The sequence below is a fragment of the Psychrobacter sp. TAE2020 genome (assembly GCF_018919485.1).
Lineage (GTDB): Bacteria > Pseudomonadota > Gammaproteobacteria > Pseudomonadales > Moraxellaceae > Psychrobacter.
The window spans coordinates 1,340,509-1,353,353 of record NZ_JAHLMU010000001.1 but is presented as its reverse complement, the minus strand read 5'-3'; the positions used below and the strand labels follow the sequence as shown (position 1 = coordinate 1,353,353).

The 12,845-nt window shown below is 41.6% G+C and carries 11 protein-coding genes; 6 read left to right on the top strand and 5 right to left on the bottom strand.

Annotation, left to right across the window (positions count from 1 at the left end):
• Nucleotides 1-37 precede the first annotated feature (37 nt).
• Both KPY62_RS05380 and KPY62_RS05375 read left to right on the top strand, forming a co-directional pair.
• Nucleotides 38-1,249 carry a dihydroorotase gene (locus KPY62_RS05380; RefSeq protein ID WP_216581134.1) on the top strand — a complete coding sequence of 404 codons (1,212 nt, stop codon included), beginning with the start codon at nucleotides 38-40 and terminating at the stop codon, nucleotides 1,247-1,249.
• Nucleotides 1,242-1,748, top strand: a complete 507-nt coding sequence (locus tag KPY62_RS05375; protein WP_228730582.1) for a DUF2127 domain-containing protein — start codon at nucleotides 1,242-1,244, stop codon at nucleotides 1,746-1,748. The genes KPY62_RS05380 and KPY62_RS05375 overlap by 8 nt, the downstream gene beginning before the upstream one ends.
• Nucleotides 1,749-1,985: 237 nt before the next feature.
• Here the strand turns inward: KPY62_RS05375 and KPY62_RS05370 are convergent, their stop codons facing one another.
• The 3 genes from KPY62_RS05370 to KPY62_RS05360 form a co-directional block, all read right to left on the bottom strand.
• Nucleotides 1,986-3,251, bottom strand: coding sequence for a cation:proton antiporter (locus KPY62_RS05370; RefSeq protein ID WP_216581133.1), 1,266 nt, complete (start codon nucleotides 3,249-3,251; stop codon nucleotides 1,986-1,988).
• A gap of 38 nt (nucleotides 3,252-3,289) precedes the next feature.
• Entirely contained in the window at nucleotides 3,290-4,903 is a 1,614-nt protein-coding gene (locus KPY62_RS05365) for a DUF2254 domain-containing protein (protein ID WP_216581132.1), read from the bottom strand.
• Nucleotides 4,904-5,013: 110 nt separating this feature from the next.
• Complete coding sequence (locus KPY62_RS05360; protein ID WP_216581131.1) at nucleotides 5,014-6,603, bottom strand: YihY/virulence factor BrkB family protein; 1,590 nt, start codon at nucleotides 6,601-6,603, stop codon at nucleotides 5,014-5,016.
• Nucleotides 6,604-6,856: 253 nt separating this feature from the next.
• Here KPY62_RS05360 and wrbA point away from each other — a divergent pair, with 253 nt between their 5' ends.
• Both wrbA and KPY62_RS13960 read left to right on the top strand, forming a co-directional pair.
• Entirely contained in the window at nucleotides 6,857-7,474 is a 618-nt protein-coding gene (gene wrbA / locus KPY62_RS05355; protein ID WP_201623058.1) for an NAD(P)H:quinone oxidoreductase, read from the top strand.
• A gap of 115 nt (nucleotides 7,475-7,589) precedes the next feature.
• The gene (locus tag KPY62_RS13960; RefSeq protein ID WP_324033851.1) at nucleotides 7,590-8,216 is read left to right on the top strand and encodes a hypothetical protein; all 627 of its coding nucleotides are present in this window, start codon (nucleotides 7,590-7,592) and stop codon (nucleotides 8,214-8,216) included.
• A 173-nt stretch (nucleotides 8,217-8,389) separates the two neighbouring features.
• On the opposite strand, the gene KPY62_RS05345 is transcribed toward KPY62_RS13960, so the two are convergent.
• Nucleotides 8,390-9,145, bottom strand: a complete 756-nt coding sequence (locus tag KPY62_RS05345; RefSeq protein WP_216581130.1) for a DUF3108 domain-containing protein — start codon at nucleotides 9,143-9,145, stop codon at nucleotides 8,390-8,392.
• Between the two features lie 613 nt (nucleotides 9,146-9,758).
• Between KPY62_RS05345 and KPY62_RS05340 the strand changes: the two genes are divergently transcribed.
• Nucleotides 9,759-10,049: a co-chaperone GroES gene (locus tag KPY62_RS05340; RefSeq protein WP_201623060.1), complete on the top strand. Its 291-nt coding sequence runs from the start codon at nucleotides 9,759-9,761 to the stop codon at nucleotides 10,047-10,049.
• A gap of 77 nt (nucleotides 10,050-10,126) precedes the next feature.
• Complete coding sequence (gene groL, locus KPY62_RS05335) at nucleotides 10,127-11,773, top strand: chaperonin GroEL (protein WP_216581129.1); 1,647 nt, start codon at nucleotides 10,127-10,129, stop codon at nucleotides 11,771-11,773.
• Nucleotides 11,774-11,930: 157 nt separating this feature from the next.
• On the opposite strand, the gene yaaA is transcribed toward groL, so the two are convergent.
• Nucleotides 11,931-12,719: a peroxide stress protein YaaA gene (gene yaaA / locus KPY62_RS05330; RefSeq protein ID WP_216581128.1), complete on the bottom strand. Its 789-nt coding sequence runs from the start codon at nucleotides 12,717-12,719 to the stop codon at nucleotides 11,931-11,933.
• Nucleotides 12,720-12,845 lie beyond the last annotated feature (126 nt).

Sequence of the window (12,845 nt, the reverse complement as noted above, 5' to 3'; positions counted from 1 at the left end):
ACTTTCCTATTTAACTTATTTACATGGTACCCAGCTCATGATCGATAATAATAACACTACAGCACAGATAGTCGACCTATTGCCTACCGCTTTTAGCCAATCACTACCCAGTTCAGTGAGTGAGCAGTTGACTAATAACGCATCAGATCATCAAATGTGGCTACTACCGCCTTTGGTTGATTTGTGCGCCCGCTTACGTGAACCAGGCTTGCAGCAGCATGGAACGCTGGCATCAGAAGGCAGCGCAGCACTGGCTAACGGGTTTTTGCATGTAGTCATTCCGCCTGATACTAATCCTATATTAGAGAATGGCTCATTGCTAAAGGGTTTGCGAGAACGAGCGTTAGAAGATGGCGGCATTCACTTGCATATCTTAGGGGCACTGACGGCAGGGTTAAAGGGTGAGAGACCTTCTAATATCGCCGGCCTCAAAAAAGGGGGTTGTATTGCAGTTTCTAATGCTCGTCGACCTTTTGAAAATGATTTAGTCCAGTTGCGTACCTTGGAGTATGCCGCTACCTTTGGGATGAAAGTATTCTTCTATCCTGATGAGCCTAGCTTATCTGGCGATGGCGTAGCTCACGAAGGCTATATCGCTTCTTATCATGGTTTGCAAGGTATTCCTTGGATTGCCGAAACCGTAGCTTTATCAACGCAATTACTAATGGTTGAAGAGACCGGTATTGCCGCTCACTTTAGTCAGCTGTCCTGTAAGTCTTCAGTGGAGCTCATGCGCTGGGCTAAAGATAAGGGTTTACCAGTCACTTGTGATGTGGCGATGCATCAGTTGCATTTGACTGATGATAATCTAGAAGGCTTTAATGCTATGTCATATGTGCTGCCGCCATTACGCAGTAACACTGACCAGCAAGCGCTACGTCGTGGTCTTAAAGACGGCACTATCGATGCCATTTGTAGCCATCATGAGCCGCTTAACGTTACTGCCAAAAAAGCCCCCTTTGCTGAAAGTATCCCAGGTATCTCTAACTTCGATACTTTTATGGCGCTGGCGTGTCAGCTAGTGCGTGATGAGGTTTTAACGGTAGAGCAACTAGTGGCTAAGATTTGTCTCAATCCGGCAAAAATTGCTGGTATTGAAGATCAATATCTAGAAACTGGCGGAGCTATATTAGTAGACCCTGATATGAAATGGCAAGTAACTGCTGAAACTATGCTGTCTAACGGTAAAAACACCCCTTTCTTCGGCCAACAGTTACAAGGTCGTGTCGTGGAGACATTCTTTGGCTAATCTATCTAATGCCAAGCTGCCTATAAAGGTGAGCGCAGCTAGTCAATCTAGTGAGTCGATCAAGGCAGTAGCTATCTATGAGATAGTCAAAGGTATTGGCGCGCTGCTAGGAGCAGCTGCTTTATGGCTATGGCACAAAGATTTAGATCAGTGGCTAGCGACTGCTACTAATACTTGGCAGCAAAACTTTGGTCAGCTGTTAGCAGCGCAAGTAGAAAGCATAGTACAGCTAGCGCAAAAAGCTAGTCACAACTGGACGTTATTCTTATTGTTGATTTTTGCTTATGCCAGCTTGCGCTTCATTGAAGCTTACGGCTTATGGCAAGATAAAACTTGGGCCTATTGGTTTAGCGTCATCGGATACGGTGTTTTTATACCTATAGAGCTGTACTATCTGTTCGCTAGTACATTCGATGGGTTTAAATTATTTATATTGCTATTAAACGTGGTTATCGTGATCGTGGTTTATCGAAATATGAAGCGTAAAGGCTTGATTTAGTTCTGCTAATTATTGGTACCAAGCTGATCATTAATAATTTTTAGTGCATTAGTTAGTCACATATAAGCAGAGACTATCTTATTTATCAGCATTGTCTAATAGCACTGTTTAACAGCACAAATAAAACCGCCAAAAGACATTCTTCTTTGGCGGTTTTATTACTTAATAAGCTAGCTTTTTGGTTTATTAGTTTATTAGTTTATTAGTTTAATAGTTAATGGCTTTGTAAGGCTCCCTCTAAAGCTCGTTGATAGGTTTAATAGTTTTGGCAACTTTACCGATACTTAAGCCTTGTACTAGGATTGAGAATACTACTACCGCATAAGTAAGGGCTAATAAGATATCACGCTCGGCACCGGCTGGTAGCTGCAACACTAGCGCCACGGAGATACCACCACGTAAACCACCCCAAGTCAGTACTTTCCAAGCACCTACTGGTAAATTGAGTTGGTGTCTAAAGGTCCTAGTGGTCATGCCGACTACGATAAGTCGTGCTAATAGAGCAATAATAATAGTTAAGCCCGCAGCGATAAATAGATTACCTGAGTACGCAATCATTACTACTTCTAAACCGATTAATACAAACAAAATAGCGTTCAATATCTCATCGATTAACTCCCAAAATAGATCGATATAGTGGCGGGTCTTATCACTCATTGCTAGCTCGCGACCGCGATTACCAACCATTAGTCCCATCATTACCATAGCTAACGGCCCTGATAGATGCCAATGGCTGGCGAGCGCATAACCACCAATCACCCCAGCTAGGGTCAATAGCACTTCTTCTTGATAACTATCAATACTCTTGAGCATATAGTACAAAATAGCACCGAGTACTAAACCGAAGACGATACCACCGCCAGCTTCAACTGCTAGCGCATGAGCCACATAATTGACTGTCGGGATGTTACCACTAGTCAAAATGCCGAGAAGAATGACAAAGATTACTACCCCAATGCCATCATTAAATAATGACTCGCCAGCGATTACCGTTTCGATACTCTTTGGCGCATTGGCTGAAGCTAAGATGCCTATCACCGCAATCGGATCCGTTGGCGATATCAAAGCACCAAATAGCAAGCACCAAATAAAAGGCAGACCAAAGTCAAACAGCGGCAGCATATAATAAATAGCAGCAGCAATAAGCACGGCTGATACTATCGTCCCTATACAAGCAAGGATACCAATGGGTAGTTTATAACGTTTTAGATCACCGATATTGACATGCAAAGCACCAGCAAATAATAGCATTGAGAGCATGCCATCTAACAATACTTCAGTAAAATCCAGCTGGTTTAGTAGGCTAACCTCATAATCAATCAGCTGATCAAAGCCTAAGAACCCCAAAAATATCGCTATAATAGACAATAAGATAGAGATGACCATCACGCCTATAGTAGTCGGCAGACCAATAAAACGGTGATTAAAATAAGTCAGCAAAGCAGTGATCGATAAAAATATGGCGCTGATTTCGAGTACGGTTAGACTAGTTGCAGAGGCCATAAAAAATTCTCAAATATATAAAATGGAAGTTAAACAAGCTAGCTAGCTTGAGTCTCTAGCGCCTTACGAATATGAGCATTAAATTCACTAACATATTCAAAGTGTAAGTGCTTAGCGTTATCATCATGGATAAACTCTCTTGCCTGTAGACACATGGCTTGCAAGTCGGCGGTGAGCTCGCTATAAGCTAAGTTTTGTTGTCCAGCGCGTTCAATCAGCGTTAGTTCATGCAGTAAGGTCTGACGTTGAGCGCTATTAACTCTAGCATAATTCAGATCAGTAATCGCCTGACACAGCGCTTTTAGCACCATCAAATCTGCCGTAGCATAACGCCGTATTTCACCTAATGAGGTATCGATAAAGTCCGATATCTTAGGGGTCTTAGTAATGAGTGCTAAGATTGCGGGTACTGGCTGGTTGACTGCAATATCGTCAGTATTGCTATCATGTGATGGTATATAGAAGTGATAGGAGCTGGGAGGCTGTCGACGCAACATGATACTCAAGCAAGTAGTCAAAGATTGCACACAGTTTACTGCTGTTTTAGGGTCATTAATCCCCGGAGATAAAGCACGTAGCGCAATCTCAGTCATTTGCCCTAAGCTGTAGGCGATATCATTTGAGTGTGACAGTCTAGCGTCAATAGCTAAGCCTGCCGCAAAGCGCTGCCAGAATAAACCATCAGGTCTGCGTGGTAGAAGTGCTAAGTTTGAGGTTTTAGTTTTTTGTAGTAAGCTTGCATGATCATCTGGGCTTTGATAGAAGTGCCCTATAACATTAGCATCAGTAACGAAGTTGCCAAGATTAGTATGCAATTGGATAACGCCACCATAGTCACTAGCTAGCGCTATTAGCGTTTCTACATATAATTGTCTTAGATATCCTGAAGCTGGAGCATAGAGGGGAGTCATTGGCCACTGGTGATAGCGATCAATATCTTTGGCAGACATATTTTGTTGATGTTGCAGATCACAAGTGGCACTGTACCAATAATTAATGTTGTTAATGGCGTCGTTGCTGGCATCTTGAATGACATGTGAGGCCTGAATTGCATGTACCATATGCTGGACAAAATACACTAGCAATAGCGCGCAAATGACCGCAAGAGCAATAGCAAAAGTAACTGCTAACTGCGGCACACCAAAACCAACGTCAAACTTATGAATAGCCTTCAGTACTAATAAGCTATAGCTAAAAGTACCCAAAAAGATACCTAGAACAAATTGGTTAGGAGTATCGGTTAAAAAGTTACGTAGTAGCCGTGGGCCAAATTGTGATGAAGCCATCGATAGTACGGCAATAGTAATAGAAAACGTGGTGCCTGCTACTCCTAATATCGCTCCGGCGATTGCTGTCATAATAGCCCGCGCAGCATCCGCATCACCAGTAAATGCAAAGCTAATGTCTCTCACCATTTCACGATCAAAGTGCTGATCAATAGACAGCAATAGTGGCGCTAAAAGTATGCCTAATACTATGCAAGCGATAGGAATAAACCAATAAGAGCCAAGCAGCCTTTGCCAAATGTTTTTTAAACGATCAGGCAAATTGGTCAGATTTTCAAATGACCAGCGCTGCCTAAAATCTTTTAACCAAGCTATTAGTGTGGCAAAGACAGAGGCAGACAGATTATCTTTAGAGTGGTCTTTCACCGGCACGAGCTCCGCAATATAAGTAGAGGTTTTTTTATTAAAGCCAAGCTCAAATATAGAGCGTAACTTGAGTGCTAGCTAGGTTAATAACCCTATTTAAGCGCTCAAGCTTACAGCGACGCTGCTGGATTATCGGCTTCAGTAATGATGTTGGCTTTGCTTGGGATAGCTGCGGGTTTACTAGTAGTAGGGTTAGCGTTAAGATTTTTGCTTATAGCATCAGCTGGATCACCATTTGGAATGACGATGTCATGGTTATTGTTGTCATGGATAACTTCGCTGTCTTTATCGTAAGCCTCGGCTTCAAAGCATGGGGTACTATTATCGTCGCTATGACTATTGCTGTCATAGCCATTCCGATCATAGCCATTATGAGCAATCTGGTTTTGCTCACTTATAAGGCCGTCATTGGAATGCTGCTCGCCATCTGCAGAAGTTTTTTTCCGCGGTTCACTATGAGTAAAGATAGTCGCTAATGACAAGTCCAGCTGTTGTTTGGCACAAGCTTCAGTATTGACAAAACGGTTGACCAATAAGCTGAGCCAAGGATATTGGCTGCCACGCTTCATTTCATCCAGTTCATCTTTGATAGGTAGCGGATAGGGCAAGGTGCGGTAGAAGTCCCATAGAGTCATCCGATTTAAGTCTTTTTTAAGAACGTATTCATCTTTTTCAGTAAGAGTAATCAAGTTACTATCTTGCAGATAATTGATATAGGTATACCATTTAGGTAGCTCTTTACGACCCAGCACATTACGTAAGTCTTGTTCACTGACAGCGTCACCCTCTAAGTGATGGCTATAAACCAGATTTAGCATATCTAACAGGCTTAGCAATGGATGGCGGGGATAAACTTCTTTGGTTGCAAAAATTGTTAAAGTATAGCTAATCTCAACCCCCAGCAAGATTAAGTTCCACGATAAAAAAATCCACAGCAAGAAAATCGGTAGCGCCGCAAAGGCGCCATAAATAGCCTCATAGCTGGTAAAGTTGCTCATAACTGTACCGAAGACATGCTTTAACAGCTCAAAGATAATCGCTACAAAAATCCCAGCAATAGCGGCATTTTTGAAGGGGACTTTAGCTTTTGGTATAAACCAGTACATAGCAGTAAAGCCAGCAACGGTAACACCTGTAGATACCAGCTGAATCCAAAACCCCCAGTCAATACCATAACCATTTATCTGCCGATTCAACAAGCTAAAGCTCTGTACTGCACTCGATGCCAGAAATGCTGTTCCTAATACTAACGGCCCTAAAGTCACTATAGTCCAGTAACGCAGCATGCTCTTCAGACCGCCTGACCTGTCTTCAACTTGCCAAATCTGGTTAAAAGCGCGTTCAATAGTGGTTAAGGTCATAATAGTAGTAACCAGTAAAATCATCGCCCCAATAATAGTTAAGTTAGATGATTTTTCGGCAAAGCTATTAATATACTTACTAACTTGTAGGCTCGATTGTGGCAGCAAATTACTATAAATTACTTCGTAAATCTGTGCTCTAACTGATGATAGTGCTGGTACTGAAGATAAAATCATCAACAGCACCGTCAGCATAGGCACAATTGACAGCATAGTAGTATAAGTAAGCGAAGCGGCTTTTTGCTGACAGTTATCTTGAAAAAAGTGCCGAACCAAAAATCTTAAGAACTGAAACCAATGCTGTTGTAAAAAGGGCAGTTTTTTTAATAAGTTTTCCATATCGGCCATTTAATAGGGGTTAAGATACGATATTGTAACAAAATTAGCAGTTTAGTATCTTCTGATTATTTGTGTCAAAATGCATAGCTGTAACCGTAAGTTTTAACGCTGTTTAAGAGTGCTAAGTCACAGCTTTGCCTGTAAGTGCTTAACGGCTGCATGGTATAATCAATCATTGCGACTACTCACTACCGCTAATTGCTAATATCTTTTAATACTGATGATAAGAGCAACTTTAAAAGGAATGTTATTAATGAGTCAAACGACCCCTTATGTGTTAGTGCTTTATTATTCTAATCATGGCACTACCAAAACTTTGGCTTATGCTATCGCTCAAGGTATCGAGGATGCAGGACTAGTTGCTAGGATTCGTACGGTGCCGCCAGTAGCCCCTGAGACTACAGCCAGCCTGCCGTCTATTCCTGATGAAGGTGATCTCTACTGTACGATGGATGATCTGAAAGATTGTACGGCCTTGGCACTAGGCAGTCCTACTCATTTTGGTAATATGGCAGCGCCGCTAAAGTATTTTTGGGACAATACGGTTACGATATGGCTGGCTGGTAATTTACAGAATAAACCTGCTGCAGTATTTACCGCTACTGGCTCTATGCATGGTGGACAAGAAACTACATTACTAACTATGATGCTTCCCCTGATTCATCATGGCATGATGATCGTAGGTCTGCCTTATGCAGAGCCGGCGCTGAATCGTACTCAGCGAGGTGGCACGCCTTATGGCGCTAGCCACGTTAGCGGCGCAGCGCACGATAAGCTAGTTAGTGAAGACGAACGTGAATTGGCGATAGCTCAAGGTTATCGTCTGACTATTGCAGCCACCGCTTTGGCTCAAGCCAAATGGAAACGCTAATAAGCTTGCTCAGTCGAAGAGAGCTTTATAGAATACTATCTAAAAGATGGTGTTTGAGTGTAACTTTAAAAAGCACCTTCGATAGCAGCCCTTAACTAGGAAACAGACCTCTCTAATGGCTACTAACAATCCTAATAATGAAGCCCAGCGTTCAGTATCTACCAATGATTTAGCTACGCTTGATAGCCAAGCTGAGATAGCTACTAGCGTTATAGACAGCACTGAAGCTGCTGATATTACTGACTCTAATATTATTGCTAGTCCAAGTGTGGCGAGTGCTACTCCTGTCGCTAACACTAGCAAAAAGTCAGTTAAAGTAGACAAAGCCAGTAAGCCTATAGCTCCTATGCATAGACTTTTAGTCATGACTTGGCTGCTATGGCTGGCTTATCGACTATTGGCAATGCCGGTATTGATCAGTATCGTCAACCCTACTAGTCCCGATATTGTCGGCGGGATAGTGTGGTATGGCTTATGGCTTATCCCAGCGTTTATATTGACCCCAGCCATATTACGTGGCCGTTCCCCTTATATATTGCTGGTTGGTAGTATGCTGACCTTAGTCTATTTAGGGGCTAGCGGGGTTACACTATTCATTCGAGTTTATGGCAGTGGTTGGGCTGAAATTCTCCTTTACCTGCTGGATTTCGTTTTATTACTGTCCATCAATGCTTGGTTGTTTTTATTATTAAAACGTTTGCCATCAATGAATAACGTGGTCAAGCAGCCCCGTGCTCGCTAACTTAGAATAGAGCGATGGTTTTTAATATGCACTAGGATTTTGGTCTATATTTTACTCAATAAAAAAGCTGCCCTCTAAATCTAAAGGGCAGCTTTTTATTGGTTTTAACTAAGTTTTAACTAATAAGCGATTTATCGACCAAGGCATTGATAAGATAAACTATAACTAGCAGCTTAGTTGATTTTGGTTAGCTCTAGATCCATTTTTTTACCTTCATTTACTTGGCTAACTTTCACTGGTAGATAGTCTAAGCTTGGTGCTAGCCAAAAGCTGGTTGAGCGACTATTATCATCGTGGATACGGTCTATACGTACCGTATCGTAAGTACCAGCGGGAACAGTAATCTTAGCTTTGCCAGAATTTTTAAACGGGGTTTTTTCTATTTTATCTTTTTTGGCCATATAGTAGTTACCAGAGAATGTACCATTCAATAGGTCTTGGCGAATCTGAACTTCTAAGCTCAGGTCATCAAAAGCTTGCTGGGCCATACTCAGGTTAATAGTTTTACCTTTATAACTACTAGCAACTTGCTTTTTACCCGCATTAAAGCTGAGGTTATGAGTTCGACCAACTCCGAATAGCTTGTAAGTAGTACTTGCTTGTGTCGGTGCTACACTGTTGCCATTGATAACAAAGGTGCTTTTTTGAGAGGCACTAGCGACACCAGCAACCCGAGCATTGACATCGTATTTCCAGACATTGCCTGTTTTGTTTAAGGTGCGAGTAGCCGTACCTTTGTATTTATCTTCAACGGTAAAATCATAGTTAGCGCTAGAAGGTTGAATGGTTTTTGCGCTTGCAATAGTAGGGGCAGTCATACTTAATGCTCCGATAGCCGCAATGCTTGCACCCATAGTAAGAGCAGATAACAGCTTATTGCTAGATTTTGTTGGAGTAGAACCTTTATTTATAGCATAAAAAACGTTCATAGAATTCCTTAATTAATTTATAGTCAGCGCAAAAAATAAAGCTCATTTGCTTGCAGCAGGAGAGTATTGTTAAATTAATGCAAACATAGCCAGTATTTATTATAGAGTGGGCAGCACACCTTGGAGTTCTTTAGCTATTGTTTCATGGACTGAGCTTAATAGGTCAACAGTTATAATGGTCATATCCTGTTACATTTTCAAGGGTAGTAGCAGTGGGAGATGTTTAAATGCTGTATTTTATATTACTAATAAAGCTTAAGTCTCTAGTATCAGTAACAGCCTGTAAATAAAGCTACGGTTTTGAATCTAATAACTATTCTAATAATTCTAATAATTCTAATCACAGGCTCTAACTTTAGCTGTTACGATTTTTAATATTTGCTTGGTGTTTTTTTACATTATTAGCCAGTCACCATGAATAATATTGCATAATATTCTTGTAAATTTTTGGGCTTTGCACTTGAAGCTGTTTAACGATGCCCCCACTTTTTGGTACAAGCTCAATAGTTATCTTCTAAATACTAATAGTCACAATAATGGTTTAGGAAGTAGCGATATTGAGAACGCTAAATGAAATAACTTTTAACTCAAATAACCTATTGGAGTCAGATCGATGAATATCCGTCCTTTACATGATCGTATTGTCGTCCGCCGCATAGAAGAAGAAACAAAAACAGCTGGTGGCATTCTTTTACCAGGTTCAGCACAAGAAAAGCCGTCACAAGGTGAAGTGTTAGCGACTGGTAACGGACAAATCCGTGATAATGGCGACACTCGTGCGCTAGATGTAAAAGTTGGTGATAAAGTACTATTCGGTCAATATGCTGGTCAGACAGTTAAAGTTGACGGCGAAGAATTACTTATCATGAAAGAATCTGATGTATTGGGCGTTCTAGAAGCTTAATAACCCTTAATAACCTAAGATACAAGGTTACGGTTTCGCAAACTCTCAAAAATTATAAATAATTGGAGCAATTTAACATGTCAAAAGACGTAAAATTCGGCATAGATGCCCGTAAACAAATGATGGACGGTGTAAACGTTCTAGCAAACGCTGTAAAAGTTACTTTAGGCCCTAAAGGTCGTAACGTCGTTATCGATAAGTCATTTGGCGCACCAACCATCACTAAAGATGGCGTATCTGTAGCCAAAGAAATCGAGCTAGAAAACAAATTCGAAAACATGGGTGCTCAATTGGTTCGTGAAGTTGCTAGCCGTACTAACGATGTCGCTGGTGATGGTACTACTACTGCAACGGTATTGGCTCAGTCAATCTTGCAAGAAGGCATGAAGTCAGTAGCTGCTGGCATGAACCCAATGGATCTTAAACGTGGTATCGATAAAGCGGTACGTGCTGCTGTAGAGCAAATCCATTTGCTATCTACTCCAGCTGACGACGAAAAAGCCATAGCTCAAGTTGGTTCTATCTCTGCTAACTCAGACACCAAAATCGGTGAATTGATTTCGCAAGCGATGCAAAAAGTCGGTAAGCAAGGCGTTATCACTGTTGAAGAAGGCTCAAGCTTTGAAGATACCTTAGAAGTTGTTGAAGGTATGCAGTTTGACCGTGGTTATATCAGCCCGTACTTCGCTAACAAGCAAGACAGCTTGACCGCTGAGTTTGAAAATCCTTATATCTTGCTAGTTGATAAAAAAATCAGCAATATCCGCGAAATCGTGCCATTACTTGAGCAAGTAATGCAGCAAAGCAAACCTTTGCTAATCATCGCAGAAGATGTTGAAAACGAAGCATTGGCAACTCTAGTAGTGAACAACATGCGTGGCGGCTTAAAAACTTGTGCGGTAAAAGCACCAGGTTTTGGTGATCGTCGTAAAGCTATGCTACAAGACATCGCTACTTTGACTGGCGGTACGGTTATCTCTGAAGAGATTGGCCTAAGCTTAGAGACTGCTACCCTTGAGCAATTGGGTACGGCTAAAAAAGTCACTATCGGTAAAGAAAACACCGTTATCGTTGATGGCGCTGGTGAGAAAACGGCTATTGATGAGCGTGTAGACTCTATCCGTCGTCAAGTTGAAGAATCAACCTCTGACTACGATAAAGAAAAGCTTCAAGAGCGTATGGCTAAACTGGCTGGCGGCGTTGCCGTTATCAAAGTTGGCGCTGCTACTGAAACTGAAATGAAAGAGAAAAAAGATCGCGTTGACGATGCCCTACATGCTACTCGTGCAGCAGTTGAAGAAGGTGTTGTCCCTGGTGGTGGTGTGGCGCTAATTCGTGCGATGAATGCACTAGCTGAGCTAAAAGGCGATAACGATGACCAAGATGCTGGTATCAATATCTTACGTCGTGCAATGGAATCTCCATTACGTCAAATCGTAACTAACTCAGGTGAAGAAGCTTCAGTAGTAGTTAACGAAGTGAAAAACGGTAGCGGTAACTATGGTTACAACGCTGCTTCTGGTGAATATGGCGATATGCTAGAAATGGGTATTATTGATCCCGCTAAAGTTGCTCGTTCAGCACTAGAGAATGCTGCTTCAATCGCAGGTCTAATGCTAACTACCGAAGTGATGATCACTGACCTACCAGAAAGCGGTGACGCTATGGCTGGCATGGGCGGTGGTGGAATGGGCGGTATGGGTGGTATGGGCGGCATGATGTAAACTGTTTTTAAACCCTAATGTTATATAGCTGCTAAAGCTTTATAACATTGCTGTAAAAGAAAACCCCGATAGGCTTTGGCTTATTGGGGTTTTTTTGTGTTCGTATTTAAGGAGGGCAGACTAAATTTTATAGCCATTAAAGATTCAAAGAAATACGCTATTGATCCAGCGCATCCCGTCTAAACACCCACGTTTTATCATCAGAAGCTTCTTCTACATAATAATAGCCCGCCAAATCAAACTTCTTTAGCTGCTCTGCATTAGTCAACTTGTTATCAGCGGCATACTTCACCATTAGCCCACGTGCTTTTTTGGCATAAAAGCTAATTACTTTATACGTCCCGTTCTTCTCATCTTCAAATCTTGGGGTAATTATAGTAGCCTCTAGTGCCTTTTTCTTAACCGCTTTAAAGTATTCATTGGATGCCAAGTTGATCAATATTTTATCGTCACTATTTGCCATGCGCTCATTGATAGCCTTGGTAATCTGCTCACCCCAATACTCATATAGATTATCACCGCGCTCATTTTTAAGCTTAGTGCCCATCTCTAGCCGATATGGCTGCATCAAATCTAGTGGTTTTAGCAGACCATAAAGTCCTGACAGAATTCCTAAATGCTCATTTAAATATAGAATAGTGTCTTTATCCATGCTATAGCTATCAAGACCTGTATAGACATCACCATCGAATAGATAGCTTGCAGGTTTAGCATTATCAGCTGTAAATGGTAGGTGCCAAGCTTGATTGCGCTCAGCATTTAGGGTTGCCAGCTCAGATGAGATGCTCATTAATTCTTGCAAATCTATCGGGTCTTTCGCTTTCAAAGTTTTTATTAGCTGGGCTGAGTCATCGATAAGTGCTGGTTGACTGTAGTAGTGGCCAAGATTTAGCGGCACAGCATCGGTCTCATTAAGAGATTTTGCAGGAGAAAGCAAAAAGTACATCTTTATTCCTTACAGTAATTATAGTCGTTATAGTTTATTAATACACTGTGACTACCATAGCACAAAGCCCTTAGCGACTGCATCTCCCTTACCAAAACCTAGCATATACAAGAGGTGGTAAAGTCG